16 protein-coding genes and 1 tRNA gene are annotated in these 15070 nt (G+C 61.9%); 5 read left to right on the forward strand and 12 right to left on the reverse strand.

Annotated features, from left to right (window positions below; genetic code table 11):
* The 9 genes from GX414_12980 to rpmH form a co-directional block, all read right to left on the reverse strand.
* Window positions 1-533, reverse strand: a 533-nt coding sequence (locus GX414_12980) for a hypothetical protein (protein NLI48013.1), incomplete at its 3' end; no start/stop codon positions are given.
* 58 nt (window positions 534-591) lie between these two features.
* Entirely contained in the window at window positions 592-1806 is a 1215-nt protein-coding gene (locus tag GX414_12985) for a type II secretion system F family protein (protein NLI48014.1), read from the reverse strand.
* A 23-nt stretch (window positions 1807-1829) separates the two neighbouring features.
* Complete coding sequence (locus GX414_12990) at window positions 1830-2966, reverse strand: type IV pilus twitching motility protein PilT (protein NLI48015.1); 1137 nt, start codon at window positions 2964-2966, stop codon at window positions 1830-1832.
* A 105-nt stretch (window positions 2967-3071) separates the two neighbouring features.
* Window positions 3072-4799 (reverse strand): type IV-A pilus assembly ATPase PilB, encoded by a 1728-nt coding sequence (gene pilB / locus GX414_12995; protein NLI48016.1) that lies wholly within the window; start codon window positions 4797-4799, stop codon window positions 3072-3074.
* Window positions 4800-4907: 108 nt separating this feature from the next.
* Complete coding sequence (gene mnmE, locus GX414_13000; protein ID NLI48017.1) at window positions 4908-6293, reverse strand: tRNA uridine-5-carboxymethylaminomethyl(34) synthesis GTPase MnmE; 1386 nt, start codon at window positions 6291-6293, stop codon at window positions 4908-4910.
* 9 nt (window positions 6294-6302) lie between these two features.
* The gene (gene yidC / locus GX414_13005) at window positions 6303-8036 is read right to left on the reverse strand and encodes a membrane protein insertase YidC (GenBank protein ID NLI48018.1); all 1734 of its coding nucleotides are present in this window, start codon (window positions 8034-8036) and stop codon (window positions 6303-6305) included.
* Window positions 8021-8272: a membrane protein insertion efficiency factor YidD gene (gene yidD / locus GX414_13010; GenBank protein NLI48019.1), complete on the reverse strand. Its 252-nt coding sequence runs from the start codon at window positions 8270-8272 to the stop codon at window positions 8021-8023. The genes yidC and yidD overlap by 16 nt, the downstream gene beginning before the upstream one ends.
* Complete coding sequence (rnpA, locus tag GX414_13015) at window positions 8272-8652, reverse strand: ribonuclease P protein component (GenBank protein ID NLI48020.1); 381 nt, start codon at window positions 8650-8652, stop codon at window positions 8272-8274. The genes yidD and rnpA overlap by 1 nt, the downstream gene beginning before the upstream one ends.
* Window positions 8643-8780, reverse strand: coding sequence for a 50S ribosomal protein L34 (rpmH, locus tag GX414_13020; GenBank protein NLI48021.1), 138 nt, complete (start codon window positions 8778-8780; stop codon window positions 8643-8645). Before rpmH ends, rnpA begins: the two co-directional genes overlap by 10 nt.
* Window positions 8781-9013: 233 nt before the next feature.
* On the opposite strand from rpmH, the gene GX414_13025 reads away from it, so the two are divergent.
* Genes GX414_13025 through GX414_13040 form a run of 4 tightly spaced genes read left to right on the forward strand, consistent with a single transcriptional unit; the run spans window position 9014 to window position 12549 of the window.
* Window positions 9014-10453 carry a radical SAM protein gene (locus GX414_13025; GenBank protein ID NLI48022.1) on the forward strand — a complete coding sequence of 480 codons (1440 nt, stop codon included), beginning with the start codon at window positions 9014-9016 and terminating at the stop codon, window positions 10451-10453.
* Complete coding sequence (locus GX414_13030; protein NLI48023.1) at window positions 10450-11454, forward strand: glycosyltransferase; 1005 nt, start codon at window positions 10450-10452, stop codon at window positions 11452-11454. Before GX414_13025 ends, GX414_13030 begins: the two co-directional genes overlap by 4 nt.
* Window positions 11451-12161 (forward strand): glycosyltransferase family 2 protein, encoded by a 711-nt coding sequence (locus GX414_13035; protein ID NLI48024.1) that lies wholly within the window; start codon window positions 11451-11453, stop codon window positions 12159-12161. Before GX414_13030 ends, GX414_13035 begins: the two co-directional genes overlap by 4 nt.
* Window positions 12162-12174: 13 nt before the next feature.
* Window positions 12175-12549: a DUF2304 domain-containing protein gene (locus tag GX414_13040; protein NLI48025.1), complete on the forward strand. Its 375-nt coding sequence runs from the start codon at window positions 12175-12177 to the stop codon at window positions 12547-12549.
* Here the strand turns inward: GX414_13040 and GX414_13045 are convergent, their stop codons facing one another.
* Genes GX414_13045 through GX414_13055 form a run of 3 tightly spaced genes read right to left on the reverse strand, consistent with a single transcriptional unit; the run spans window position 12550 to window position 14719 of the window.
* A complete protein-coding gene (locus GX414_13045) occupies window positions 12550-13077 on the reverse strand; it encodes an asparaginase (GenBank protein NLI48026.1) in 528 nt (175 codons plus the stop codon).
* The gene (locus GX414_13050; protein ID NLI48027.1) at window positions 13074-14048 is read right to left on the reverse strand and encodes a class I SAM-dependent methyltransferase; all 975 of its coding nucleotides are present in this window, start codon (window positions 14046-14048) and stop codon (window positions 13074-13076) included. The genes GX414_13045 and GX414_13050 overlap by 4 nt, the downstream gene beginning before the upstream one ends.
* On the reverse strand, window positions 14045-14719 hold the full coding sequence (locus tag GX414_13055) for a glycosyltransferase family 2 protein (protein ID NLI48028.1): 675 nt from the start codon (window positions 14717-14719) through the stop codon (window positions 14045-14047). Before GX414_13055 ends, GX414_13050 begins: the two co-directional genes overlap by 4 nt.
* A 219-nt stretch (window positions 14720-14938) precedes the next feature.
* On the opposite strand from GX414_13055, the gene GX414_13060 reads away from it, so the two are divergent.
* Window positions 14939-15014 (forward strand) — tRNA-Phe (locus GX414_13060).
* The last annotated feature ends 56 nt before the right edge of the window (window positions 15015-15070 follow it).

A 15070-nucleotide genomic window follows, 5' to 3' on the forward strand; every position in this document is an offset into this window, starting at 1 on the left:
ACACGCAACCGCTCAGCGAGCAAACCGATGAGGAATCCCACCAGAGCGAAGCCCATCAGGTTGACTTCGGTAGCCAGGATGAACGCCTTCACTGTCTCCCACAACTCGTCGACCGGGTTGAAGACGAAGAAGTAAATGAACTTGATGCCCAGAAAGCTGAGGCAGCTGAGCACGGTGATCACGCTGACCCCGGCGAACCGCAGGAACAGACTGGAATACAGGATGATGAAGAGATATAGGAGTGAGAACGGCGTCTCGACCACCCCGGTGATGAACACGATGAAATTGACCAGCGTGAAGTCGAACAGCAGGTGGACGTAGACCGCCGCCGGCCGCAACCGCGCCGGCAGCTTGTTGAAGAACACCAGCAGGATGTTGATGACGAACGCCGAGAGCATCACGCCGTAGAACGCCGTGGCCAGCCGGTGCTGGGGATAGAAAAACGCCGTGACGTAGATGGTTGTCAGGATGATGGTGATCAGGATCGTCCGGATCACAATCACCAAGTTGAGCTTGTGCTTGAAATCGTCCATGAGAAAAGAAACCCTGGAAACAGTCAGTGTTTCCAGGGTTGACGGTTTCAGACGGTGCTTAGTGAGCGCCGGCCAACCGGGAGATGAGGGTGAACATGGGCAGGTACATGGACACCACGATGGTGCCGATGGTCACGCCCAGGAACACCAGCAGCAGCGGTTCCAGCAGGCTCATCAGGTTGGCGACGGAGCGGTCCACCTCGTCCTCGTAGAATGAGGCGACGCGCTCCAGCATGGAGTCCAGCTCGCCGGTCTGTTCGCCGACGTTGACCATCTGGATCACCATGGTGGGAAACATGCCGGTCTCCTCCAGCGGAGTGGTCAGGTTCTTGCCGGCCTCGATTTCGGTCTGGACCTTCTTGATCGCCTGTTCGAATATCACGTTGCCGGCGGCGCGTGAGGTGATGTCCAGCGCTTCCAGGATGGGAATACCGCTGGTGATCAGGGTGCTCAGCGTCTGAGTGAACCGGGAGATGGCAATCTTCTGGAGCAGGACACCGACGATGGGGATCTTCAACAGCAGGCGGTCGATCACCTCGCGACCGGCCGGAGTGTCGTACCACTTCTTGATTGCATAGGCGATGACGCCGATAAGAATGATGATCAGGATCGCGAAGCGGGCGATGAAATGCGACGTGCCGATGACGATCTTGGTCAGCAGGGGCAGTTCGGCGCCCAATCCCTCGAACAATGACGCAAACGTGGGAATGACCAGCCAGAGTAGCAGAAAGACGGCGATGATGGCCACGCTGATGACCACGGCCGGGTAAATCAGGGCCGATTTGATGGCCGCCTTCAACTTGACGATCTTCTCCATGTAGGCGGAGAGGCGCTTGAGGATCGTGTCCAGGATACCGCCGGTTTCGCCTGCCTGGACCATGTTCACGTAGAGGGCATCGAACACTTTCGGATGTTTGGCCATGGCGTCGGAGAGCGACTGGCCGGCTTCCACGTCACGCTGAACCTGCAGCAGCACCTGCTGAAAGGTGGCTTTCTCCTGCTGCATGCCCAGGATCCGGATGCACTGCACCAGCGGCAGGCCGGAGTCGATCATGACCGCAAACTGGCGGGTGAAGAAGGCAATGTCTTTGTCGGAAACACGCTTCTTGATCGTGGGCAGTGCGATCTCCTTGCCCTTTTCCTTGACGCTGAGCGGATTGATCTGCTCGTTGCGCAACAAGGTCATCAGAGCCTGTTTGCTCGGAGAAAAACGTTCCCCCGAGACAATGGCGTTGGTGACCAGATGCTTGCCGCGAAAGACGTATGTGGGCATACCCGTCTCCCTCAGTGGTTTTTTCAGCTGCGTCCCGTCGGGGGCTGCGGCCGCGGTCGGGCCATCTGCCCCGCGCCGGCCGAAGCGACGACACCGACACCCCGCTTGATCAGATCTTCCAGTTCAACGGGATTCGGCGATTTCGACATGGCCGTTTCCAGCGCGATCTGCTTATTCAGGTACAAGGTGGCCAGCGCCTGGTTGAATGTCTGCATGCCGTGCTTTTCCTGTCCGGCCTGCATGGAACCGTAGATCTGGTGCACCTTGTCCTCGCGGATCAAGTTGCGGATGGCCGAGTTGGGAATCATGACCTCCAAGGCCACCGTGCGGCCGACGCCGCCCAACTTCGGCAACAGCGTCTGGCAGCACACGCCTTCCAGCACCATGGACAGCTGGGTGCGGATCTGCTGCTGCTGATGGGCGGGAAAAACGTCGATGATGCGGTTGATGGTGCTGACGGCGGTGTTGGTGTGCAGCGTGGCCAGGGTCAAGTGACCCGTTTCGGCCACGCGCAGAGCGGACTCGATGGTCTCCAGGTCACGCATCTCACCGATGAGCACGACGTCGGGATCCTGCCGCAACAGCACGCGCAGCGCGTTGGTGAACGAGTGGGTGTCGCTCTGGATCTCGCGTTGGTTGACGATGCAGTTGCGGTGCGGATGCAGGAATTCGATGGGATCCTCGAGTGTGACAATGTGGTCATGGCGTTCCCGGTTGATCTTGTCGATCATGGTGGCCAGCGTCGTGGATTTGCCGCTGCCGGTGGGGCCCGTCACCAGGATCAGCCCGCGGGGTTTCTCGCACAGAGTGGCCAGAATGGAGGGCAGGCCAAGGGCTTCGAAACTCTTGATCTCAAATGGTATCAGACGGAAGACCGCCGCAATGGCGCCGCGCTGATAGAAGATGTTGCCACGGAACCGGGACACGTCCTTGACGCCGAACGAGAAGTCCAACTCCAAGTTCTCCTCCAGGCGGTGCTTTTGGGCGTCCGTCAAGACGCTGTAAGCCAACCGCTTGGTTTCTGCGGCATTCATGGACGGGAGATCGAGCGGCCGCAGTCGGCCGTCGATACGAACTTGCGGCGGTGAACCGGTGGTGAGGTGAAGGTCCGAGCCGCCCAGTTCCTTCAACTTGCGCAGTAACTCGGGTAACGAAATCATGCCAGGACTCCGTTTTCAGATTCGAGGATATGCAATCGAATTATAACATTTTTCAACAATCAAACAACTTTTGTTCAATATAGTGTTGAAAATGCGCGGACTGTCTCAGTCCTTGACTGTTTCGCGGACCACCTCGTCAATGGTCGTGATCCCTTCCTTGATCTTCAGCAGACCGCTGCGGCGCAGCGTGATCATGCCCAATTCGATGGACTTGCGCTTCAGCTCCCGGGCTGACGCGCCGATGAGGATCAACTCCGAAATCTCCTCGTTGATGGCCATGCATTCGAACAGGCCGATGCGGCCCTTGTAACCGGTGTTGTTGCAGTGTTCGCACCCCTGGCCATGCATGACCGTGACGCTGGACGCCTCCTCAGGCGTGAACCCCAGGTCCACCAGTGATTTCTTGGGGACCTTCACCTCGGCTTTGCAATTGGTGCAGATCTTGCGGATCAGACGCTGCGCGGCGACCAGCAGCAGGCTGTTGGAAACGAGGAACGGTTCAATACCCATGTTCAGCAGACGGTTGACCGTCGAAGGCGCATCGTTGGTGTGGAGCGTGCTCAGGACCAGGTGGCCGGTCAGGGCGGCTTTGATGGCGATCTCCGCCGTCTCGAAGTCGCGGACCTCGCCGACGAGGATGATGTTGGGGTCCTGCCGCAGGAACGAGCGCAGCGCCGCGGCGAACGTCAACCCGATCTGCTCGTGGATCTGGACCTGGTTGATGCCGCCGAGGTTGAATTCCACCGGGTCTTCGGCGGTGATGATGTTCACATCCGTGGTGTTGAGTCGGCTAATGGCCGAGTAGAGGGTGTTGGTTTTGCCGCTGCCGGTGGGGCCCGTAACCAGCACCATGCCGTACGGTTTGGTGATGGCGTCCTCGAAATACTTGAGGGATGTCGGCTCCATGCCCAGCTTGGTCATGTCCAGCATCAGCTTGCTGCGGTCCAGGAGGCGCATGACGATCTTCTCGCCGTGGATGGTGGGCAGGCAGGAGACACGAAAGTCGATCTCGATCTTTTTGCCCTCCAGCGTGGTCTTGACCTTGATGCGGCCGTCCTGGGGCAGGCGCTTCTCGGCGATGTCCAGCTTGGCCATGATCTTGACGCGGGAGGTGAGCGCGTCCTTGAGTTTCATGGGCGGCGCCATGATGTTGTAGAGCACACCGTCGATCCGGAACCGGATCCGGAAGTCTTTCTCGTAAGGCTCGATGTGGATATCGGAGGCCGCGCGCTTGATGGCGTCGGCGATGAACAGGTTCACCAGCTTGATGATGGGCGCTTCCTCGCTGGAGCGCTGAAGCTCGTCCACATCCATCTGTTCCTGTTCTTCCTCGACCTCGAGGTCGAATTCGTCCTTCTTCTCCTCAATGGTGAGCTGGTCGTATACCTTTTTCAGCTCGATGGCGTGCGGCGTGCCGTAGTATTTTTCGATCGCTCGGGTGATGGCGCCCTCCGAGGCGATCACCGGCTCGATGTTGAAACCCGTCATGAACTTAATGTCGTCCATGGCGAACACGTTCGAAGGGTCCGTGGTGGCGATGGTCAGGGTGGAACCGACCCGGCTCAGCGGGATGACCTGGTATTTCTGGGCGGTTTCCAGGGGGATCAGCTTGACCACATCGGGATCGATCTCGAAATAATCCAGGTTGATCGACGGAACGCCGTACTGGTGGCTGAGCACATTGGTGATGTCGTCTTCCGTCACGAAGTCCAGCTCCACCAGGATGGAGCCGATCCGGCCGCCGTATTTTTTCTGGTGCTCGAGAGCCTGATTCAACTGCTCGGGTGAGATGAGTTTTTCCTTTAGCAGAAGATCGCCAATTTTGGTGGTCATGCGAATGAGTCCATATGTTTGATATTACGAAGATCGTAGAAGAGTTTGAAGAAATTGTCAAGAACCGTTCGGCGCAAGATCAAGTCGAGATTCCAGTTAGACGAATCCTCACTTGCCGATGCAGAAGGTGTCGAAGATCCGGCCGAGGAGCTCTTCCACCGCCGTGGCGCCGGTCAGGGTGTCCAACGCCGCCAGCGAGCGTCGCAGGTGGTAGAGCAGGAACTCCTCGCTCTCGCCAGCGGCCAGAGCTGCAGCGGCGGATTCCAGCGCCTGCAGGCATTCGCGAATGCAGGTCTGCTGGCGCAATCCGACGATGATGGCGTCGTCCGCAGGGAGGCCGTCTTCGGGCGCCACCAGGAGCCGGATCTGGCGACGCAACTCGTCGAGGCCGGCGCCGGTCCGGGCGGAAACGAGCACCACCGGTGTTGCGGGGCGTGCCGCCTGGATGAACGAAGGAGTCGTGCGGATCGGCAGATCGGATTTGTTCAGCGCGAGCAGCACCCCGTGCGGCCGGACTGCGGCGAGGCGTTCGCCGTCAGCAAGTTCCCAGCCGCGGCTGGCGTCGATCACGAACACGATAACGTCCGCATCGGCTGCGGCCGCGGCGCTTTTTTCAATGCCCAGCCGCTCAATCCGGTCGTCCGATGCGCGCAGGCCTGCCGTGTCGAAGACAGTGACGGGGAGTCCCTCGATCTGGATGGGCTCCCGCAGGACATCCCGCGTGGTGCCGGGCAGTTCGGTGACGATGGCGCGCTCTTCTCCCACCAGCCGGTTAAACAGGCTGGATTTGCCGACGTTGGCTCCGCCGATGATGGCCAGGCTGAAGCCGTCCTGAAGGAGCCTGGCGTAGCGGAAACCGGCGGTGATTGAGGCGAGCTGCTTCGAGACGGCGCTGAGACGTTCGCCCAGACCGCGTGCGAGGTGTTCTTCCGGCATGTCCTCGCCGAACTCCACCTCCGTCTCCAGGGTGCAGATGATGGCGATCAGTTCGTCTTTGACCGGCTGGAGGGAACGGGAGATGCTGCCCGCCAGCTGCCGTTCCGCCACGCGCGCCTGATGCAGGGTGCGGGCCGCCACGACGTCGCGGACCGCTTCGGCCTGGGTCAGATCCAGTTTGCCGGCCAGGAACGCGCGCAGGGTGAATTCGCCGGGTTCCGCCAGCCGGGCGCCGGAATGGAGCAACAGGCGAAGGATGTCCCGAACGATCACCGGGGAACCGTGGACAGATATCTCGGCCATGTCCTGGCCGGTGTAGGAACGGGGCGCACGGTAGGTGGTGACCACCGCCTGGTCGATGATTGATCCGTCGGTGGGGTCGATGAGACGGCCGAGGACGGCCCGGCTGCGAACGAGCCGCCGTCGTCCCTCCGGACGGAAGAGCCTGCGGATCAGGGAGCCGGACTCAGGGCCGCTGACGCGGACGACGGCGATGGCGCCCCGCCCGGGTGGCGTGGCCACCGCGGCGATGGTGTCATCCTGCCGAAGCGGGCGCATCTGAACCGATCACCGGGTGACGGCTTTTTTGGCTTTCGCCTTTTTCCCTTTAACCGGGTCGCCGGACGGGAGGAATTTCTCCACGGCCTTCTGCATGAGCCAGGCGAACACGTTGCTGAACAGGAAGTAGACCACGAGGCCGCTGGACATGTTAAGGAAGAAGAAGGTCATCATGGCCGGCATCATGTAGGTCATCATGGCCTGCTGCACTTTGCTGTCCGGTGCGGGGGAGGTGGCCGAGGTCTGCTTGATCTGGATGATCATGGTCAGGCCCATGACCACGGGCGTGATCCAGTATGGATCGGGCGCGGACAGGTCCTTGAGCCAGAACACGAACGGTTGTCGCCAGAACTCGATGGACTTGTCGATCAGGTTGTAGAAGGCGATGAGAAAGGGGATCTGGACCACCATGGGCAGGCAGCCGCTCATGGGATTGACGCCGTGCTCCTTGTAGAGCTGCATCATCTCCATGTTCATCTTTTGGCGGTCCTCGGCCGACTTGGAGCCCTTGTATTTGGCCTGGATCGCCTTCATCTGCGGCTGGATCTTCTGCATCTGCTTCATGCTCTTCATCTGGAAGAAGCGGATCGGGAACAGGGCCAGGGTGATGAAGAAGGTCAGAATCACGATGCACCAGCCCCAGTTGCTCACGTACTGGTTGAGCCAGCGCAGGGCATAGTAGAGCGGTTTGACGATGATGCTGAACCAGCCGAAATCGATGGCCTGGGCCAGGTCGGTCGAGATGCCCGACATGATGTCATATGACTTGGGGCCGAAGTAGACAGGGATCATGCCTGCATTGGATCCGGCAGGGAAGAAAACAGAGACGACGTGGGCTGTCTTGGCTGCGCCGTCCTTGGCGGTGTGGGACCATACACGGTTGGTCGCCCGGATCTCGGGGAAGGCGCCCATGGCCAGAGCGGCGAAGAACTTGGTCTGCACTCCGGCCCACTTGAGGCTGCCCCGGATCATCTGTTGGCCGTCCTTCTCGTCGCTGACCTTCGGTCCGTCCAGCGTCGACGTGCTCCCGCCGTCAAAATAGATGATCTGCGGCGGCGTCTGATACTGTTCGGCGGGCACCAGGTCGTGCTCGGTGAGCCCGGGACCGATCTGCACCAGCGGTGCGAGCACCTGGCCGCGATATACCACCCGGCACTGCACACCGATGACGTACGGTGAATCCGAGGCGAAACTGACGCGTTTTTCCACTTCCAGATTGGCCCGGCGGTAGGTGAAGCGGACCTGGCGGATGCTGCGCCGAGCCTCGGTGACGGTCTCCTCATCGACTTGGTAGATCAGGCGGGCGAGTTCCGTCTCCAGGTCCGGCTGGGACGGCAGGTACAATGTGAGGAAGGAACCATAGTCGGATGGCAGGACGGAGGGAATGAGCTCCACACCGCCTTTGCCGTCGTCGTGATACTTTTTCAGGACCAGGCTGCGGAGCACCGCGCCGCGGTTGTCCAGCCGGGCAGTGAAGTGCTCGGAGTCGATGGTGACCGTGCGCGGCTCCGCCTGGGTTTCGGGCATCGCCGGCGTCTGCGGGGCGGCGTCCATCGCGGGTGCCTCGGGCTGGGGGGCGGACGCCCCGGCAGGAGGCGGTGTTTCCGGCATCGGTGGTCCCGCCTGGCCTTTCTGAGCCGGCGGCACCGCCGGATTCGGCGGCGGCGTCTTCACGAAGATCATCTGATAGGCGACCAAGACGACGACGGACAGGATGATGGCCAGAATCAGACGTTTTTCCATCGGGACTCCAAGGAGCGGAATTCGCCCGGATCCACGGGATCATATCCGCCGGGGTGGAATGGGTGGCACTTGGCCAGCCGGCGCACGCCCAGCCAGCTGCCACGCAAAGCGCCGTGCGCCTGAACAGCCTGCCGGAAATATTCGGAGCAGGTGGGATGGAACCGGCAGGCGGGCGGCAGCAGCGGGGAGACGACCCGTTGGTAGGCGGTCAGCACGGCGACGAGCATGGTTCGGATCACTTGGGCACATCCTGCAGGGGCAGCCGCTCCAGTTTCAACCGGTACTCCTTTTCCAGTGCGGCATAGGTGGCCGTCGCCGAAGCCTTGCGCGCGTTGAGCACCAGGTCGAAGTGGGGTACCCCCAGCGGTTTGTTCTTCCGGAACATCTCCCGGTACAGTCGCTTCACCCGGTTGCGCACAACCGCCCCTCCGATTTTGCGGGATACCGTGGTGCCCAGGCGGTGGTACGCGAACGGATTGATCGTGTAATATAAAACGAACAGGGCCGAATCGAGTTTGACACCCTGTTCGTATATCGCCGAGAACTCTGTTTGCTTGCGGATCCGATGATATCGGGTGAACGTGTGATCCGGATCGAAAATCACGATCAGTTGCACACCAGGCGCTGGCGACCCTTCGCCCGGCGTCGGGCCAGCACCTTCCGCCCGCCTTTGGTGGTCATCCGGGCCCTGAAACCGTGAGTCTTGGCGCGGCGCCTATTGTTGGGTTGGAATGTCCGTTTCATCGATGTATGGCTCCTAATACTCGCGTTAGTGTTCGGTGGTTGATCATTACTCTCTGCAGATCAGCAGGTTGTCCGCATGCGTAGCCGCGCGAGAGGCGGTCATCGAGTGCCGGCCGGCAGCGCAACGGGCTCATTTATATACAAATGACGCCGTCCTGTCAAGCCCGGAATGCAGACCGCCGCGGACGAATGACCTTGGGTGACGCCGGGATACCGGTTTATAATGGCAACGCATGGCCAGAATCCTGATCCTGAATCCTCCGTTCATGGACGATTTCGTCCGATCGGCCCGCTGGGCGGCTCGTTCCCGCGGCCGCGTCCAGCGTCATCCCGATTACCTGCTTATCGCCACGGCCGTGCTGGAAGCAGCAGGACACGATCTGAGATTCATCGACGGCGCCGCCCTCAATCTGAAACCATCGGATATATGGGAAGCGGCGGACGGCTTTCGGCCGGATGTGGCCGTGCTGCACACCACGACGCCCTCCATATACAGCGATATCAGTCTGGCCCGATCGATCAAGGGGCGCACCGGGGCGTTCACGGTGTTGGTGGGCAACCACGTCTCGGCCGAGCCGGACGACAGCTTCCGGATCGCTGCCGGCGCGGTGGACCGAATCGTGCGGGGTGAATACGATTTCATTCTGCGCGAGCTGGTCGAACGGCCGGATGACAAGACCTTAGCCGGAATTTCCTTTCAGGGTGACGGCGGAGTGACGCACAATCCGCTGCCTCCGCCGCTGGACGTGAACGAACTGCCGTTTCCCGCCTGGCACCACGTGCGACCGGAGTGGTACCGCGACGCCGGCAAGATGTATCCCTTTCTCACGCTCCTCTCGGGGCGGGGCTGCTTCGCGCACTGCACCTTCTGTCAGGACCCCCAGCTCATGGTGGGACACCGGCTGCGCATGCGTCGACCGGAGCTGGTAGTGGACGAAATCGCGCATGATCTGTCACTGTTTCCCGGGCTGCGCGAGATCATGTTCGAGACCGACACCTTTGTGGCCTCGCGCGCCCACGTCGCGGGCGTGTGCGAGGAGATCCTGCGCCGTGACATCCGGATCGCCTGGAGCTGCAATGCCCGGGTGGACATGGACCTGGACCTGCTCCCGCTGATGCGGCGCGCCGGCTGCCGGATGCTCATGACGGGATTCGAATTCGGCACCCAGACCGCCCTGGATGCCGTCCGCAAGGGCGTGACACTGGAGCAGAGCGAGGCGTTCGCGCGCCGGTCGCATGAGCTGGGCTTCATCGTCCACGGTTGTTTCATGATTGGCGCGCCGGGCGAAACCAGGGAGTCGGCTCTTCAGACCATCGCGTTCGCCAAACGGCTGCCGCTGGACACGATCCAGATTTCGGGGATCTGCGTCTATCCGGGCACCGAGATGTACCGCTGGGCTGTTGCAAACGGCTTTCTGGTACCGAGAGACTGGACAGAGTGGATCAGCGCCGACGGCGAGCAGGTCACCCTGCTGAGCTATCCGCAACTCGCGAAATCAGAGATTGACGAGTTGATCGACCGCGGCCTGCGCGAGTTCTACCTCCGGCCGCGCCAGCTGCTCCGAATGCTTATGGCGGTGCGTTCCTGGGGAGACGTTCGGCGCAAGGCATACGGGGCGTGGAGCTACCTGCGGTACAACTTGGAACGGCTGCGGGGGAGGCGCCGGCCATGAAGGTTGCGGTAGTGGTGCCGTGTTTCAACAGCGCCCGATATATCGAGCGAACGCTTGATGCGCTGCAGCAGTTGGATTCGGGTGGGCACGAATTGGAGTTCGTGCTGGTGGACGACGGGTCCATCGACGACACGGCGGAGCGCATCAGCCGGCGGGGCGTCACGGTGATTCGGCAGCCGAACGCCGGTCCCGCCGCCGCCCGGAACACCGGTTGGCGCCGGGCTGCTGGTGAGGTGGTCTGTTTCACCGATGCCGACTGCGTTCCGCCGCCCGGGTGGGTTGTCGGTTTGCTCGCCGGTCTGGATGCCGCGGACGTGGGGGCAGTGGCCGGCGGTTACGCAGCGGCCAACGACGATCAACCGCTGGCCCGGCTCATCCAGGCTGAAATCGCCTACCGCCACCGGCGGATGCCCGCGTTCGTAAGGGCCGGGGGCACCTACAACCTGGCAGTGCGGCGCACCGTGTTGGAACAGGTGGGCGGCTTCGACGAGTCGTTCCCAACCGCCAGCGCCGAGGATAACGACTTGTCGTACCGCATTCGCCAGGCCGGTTACCGGATTGCCTTCCGTCCCGGCTGCCGGGTGGCCCATCACCACCCGGAACGGATCGGGACGTATCTCCGCACGCAATACATCCACGGCTTCTGGCGGAGCCGGCTGTACCGCAAGCATCCAACCTTCGTGTCCGGCGACGACTACACCCGGCCGCGGGACATGCTGGATGTCGTGCTGGCGATGGGGATTTCCGCAGCCGCCCTGCCGGCCGCAGTCGGCGGGCCATGGGCCGGCTGGATGGCGGGTGGCACCGCCGGCGCCCTCCTGTTGCTCGAAGGATGGGCCGCGGCGGGCGTTGCCCGCGAGGCGCGGGAATTTGGTCTGTGGCCCCTCGGCCTGGCCGCGTTTACACTTCGGGCGTTCGCGCGCATGGCGGGGTGGGTGCTCGGCTTCCTGACGCCAGGCCTCCGGAGCGGGCGGGGGAACCGCGGGAGGATGCGGCGATGATCCGGCCGTTCGATCCCCGGGAAGTGCTCTTTCTAATCCCCGCGTTCAACGAGGAGGGGAATCTCGGCGCCGTCCTGGACGAACTCCACCGCGAGTTTCCCGCGGCGACCCTGCTGGTGATCGACGACGGGTCCACCGATCGGACCGCTGCCGTGGCGCGCGCCCACGGGGCGATCGTCGTCACGTTGCCGTTCAACATGGGTATCGGCGCCGCCATCCAAACCGGAATCGCGTACGCGCTGGCCGAAGGATTCCACTGGGTGCTCCGCCTGGACGGCGACGGCCAGCATGATCCGAGCGACATTCACCGCTTCTTCGATCATCTCCGCCGTCAACCGGCGGACCTGTTGATCGGTTCCCGCTTTCTCTCCCGCGCCGGTTTTCAATCTTCCTGGCTGAGGCGGCTCGCCATCGGTTTCCTCTGCCGGCTGATCCGGACGCTGACGGGATTTCGGGTGACCGATGCCACGTCGGGGTTCCACCTGTACAGCCACCGGGCCATGCAGCGTCTCTGCCGCCTCTACCCCGACGACTATCCGGAGCCCGAGGTCATCATCATGCTGTACAAATGGAAGATGTGCGTCGACGAGGTGCCGGTGACCATGCGGGAGCGTTCCGCCGGCATGTCGTCGATCACGTTCCTGCGCTCCGGGTATTACATGGTGAAAGTGACGCTGGCCATCCTGATCGATATGATCCGCTACTGAGCCGGAGGTGCGCATGACGTTTGTCCAGATCTTCACCACGGCGATCAACGGCCTGCTCCTGCTGGCCATCATTCATTTCCTCAGGCGGGAGAAGCTGAAGGAAAAATACTCCCTCCTCTGGCTGGCCGCCATCGTCTGCATCCAGGTGCTCATCCTGTCGGAAGGCTGGCTGAACCGGCTGGCCCAGCTCGTCGGAATCTACTATCCCCCGTCGCTTGTGTTCTATCTGGCGATCCTGTTCCTGTTCGCGATTGTGCTGCACCAGGGGCTGGCGATGTCCAAACTGACCCGTCAAAATCAGGTGCTGGCCCAGCGGCTGGCTTTGCTGGAAGCCCGACTGGAGTATCGGTCGACGTTGGGAGACGAGGCGCCGCCGGCTGGGGACTGATCACTGCCCGCTGTTCTCAATCCGTTCGAAGGTTTTGGCCTGGCGGTTTTTACGGACCCGGTCCACGTCGTAGACCTCGTTGTGGAAGACGATGTGGATGCCGGCGGGGAGGAATTTCGTGGCGAACAGCGCCTCGGTGAGGTTCTGAATGCCGTCGCTGTTCTGCACCACCAGCGGCAGCATGGCGCCGGTCAGGACGATGGGGACCTTGATCTGCGGCAGGTGCGATTTGATGTAGCGGCCGGTGTCCACCATTGTGTCCGTGCCGTGGGTGATGACGATGGGCCGGCCGTCTTCCTGGAGGCGCTGGATGGTCTGGGCGATGACCTGCCGGTGCTCGTCGGTCATTTGGAGGCTGTCGATGTTCATGAGCCGCAGCGAATGCAGCCGGACGTAAGGAAGCCGCAGCGGCGGGAATTCGCGGTCGATCCAGCTCTCGATGTTGTCGATGCCGCCCTGGACCTCATCGTAGATCTTTTCGATGGTCCCACCCGTGAAGACGATGTTGATGTGATGCATCTGGCTCATAGGTGACTCCGTGGGTTCAGGATTCGGCGGGCCGGCAGAAAGAACGTGCCGCCGCGGCCGGCCATCGCCTCCAGCACAGCCAGTGGCTGCGCGGCCGCCAGCAGGGAAAAGTATAGCACTTTTCGGGTCAGCGCCAAGCGGTTGTCGCCGCGGACGGCCATCGCCACGGGGTCCAGGGCGGGAGCCAGCGACGTGGCGATCGCCGCTGCGTTGTCTCGCAGCGAGAAGAACCGGGGCGGACCGGGTTCGTAACCGGTCCGGCGGAGTAGGTCGGCCAGGGCGCGAGGCCGGAAACTCACCACGTGGCGGGGGATGTCCAGGCCGCTCCAGCGCCGGCCGAACCAGTGGCACTGCCAGCTGTCCAGGTTGGGAACCTGCAGCAGCAGGGTGCCCCCGGGCGCCAGCCAACGGCCGACGCGGGCCAGCGCGTCACCGGGCCGCGGCAGATGCTCCAGCACGTGGAAGAGCGTGATGAGGTCGTAGCTCTGTTCGGGCAGATCGGCGGTGTCGATGTCACCGGCGTGCACCCGCAGTCCGTAAGTGGCCTGGGCCGCTTGGGCGGCATCGGGCGAGACATCGAGTCCTTCGCCCACGATTCCGGTCACCCGGCGAAGCACATGGAGAAAGGTGCCGCTGCCGCAGCCCACATCGAGGACCTTCGGCGCAGGCCCCGCCAGATGCCGCCGGGCCACGTGAACATGATGGCGCAACACCGTCTCCCGGTAGACCGTCTCCAGCTTGAGCGAAAGGTCCCGTGGCCGCTCTCGGGCGATCCACCAGTAGGGGCGCGGATAGGCATCCGCGAACGCCCGGGGTTCCGGCATTGGGTGCAGGAACGCGCATCGGCAGGTCAGACAGCGGTTCAGGGTATGGACAGCGGACGTCGTGTGAAAGAGGAAATCGGAGTTCTCCAGCCAGCGGCGGGAGTCCGCAGCCCCGCAGATCGGACAGGCTGGCGGCGACGTGCTCACGGCCGGAACCGCTTCTGGAACAGGAACAGCAAGTTGCGGAAGCCGTCCCGCCACGGCTGGAGTTTGATCTCGCCCATCCGGTTCGAGAAGTTGATGGGGATCTCTCGAAATCCGACTTCCCGGTTGCGAATGGCCTCGATCTTGATCTCTTCCGAAAACGCCATCAGGTCGCTGCGGAGCCGGAACTGCTTCAGAATATCACGGTAGAAGATCCACATGCCCGACTGCGAATCGCGCACCCAGCGGAAGTAGAGCAGCGACAGGCACAGGCTGAGCACGATGTTGCCGAATTTGTGCTTGAAGGACATGGCCGCGGGATTCTGCACCGGAAACCGGGAGGCCGAGACGAAGCGGACGCCGGAGTGGAGCAGAGCCTCTATGAGATATGAAATGGCATCCACAGGGTAGGAGTGGTCGCCGTCCAGGGTGATGATGATATCACCTCGCGCGTTGGCCAGGCCGGTCTTATAGGCCCGCCCATAGCCGCGGATGCTTTCCTGGATGACCGTGGCGCCATATGATGTGGCGATGTCGGCGGTCCGGTCCGTGGAACCGTTATCGACGACAAGGATCTCGTCCACGAAATTGGGAATCTGTTTCAAGACGAGCGGAATCCCTTCCTCTTCATTGAGGCACGGGATGACCACTGTGATCCGGTTACCCTTGTACATCTGCGCTTCCTGTCAAGCTGTCCAATCTAGCAGATGGGGTGCGGAATTGCAATCCGTATTGCCGGCGGCGAAGGCGGTAAATCCCGTCCCTGCCGTGATCTGCATGTGAACTCGAACACGACGACGGGATAAAAAGCAGTTGACAGGGCCCGGAGGCGTCTTTATAATCCAGCCCTTCGCTCGGTTCTTTGGGGTTGGCGATATCGCTTCGAAGCGGTGGCCGAGGTAGCTCAGCCGGTAGAGCAGGGGACTGAAAATCCCTGTGTCGGCGGTTCAATTCCGTCCCTCGGCACCATCTTTTTACAGGGCATGCCTGAATCCAGGCGGCCCTGTTTTTATTTTTATGCAAGC

The sequence above is a fragment of the Acidobacteriota bacterium genome (assembly GCA_012517875.1).
GTDB lineage: Bacteria > Acidobacteriota > JAAYUB01 > JAAYUB01 > JAAYUB01 > JAAYUB01.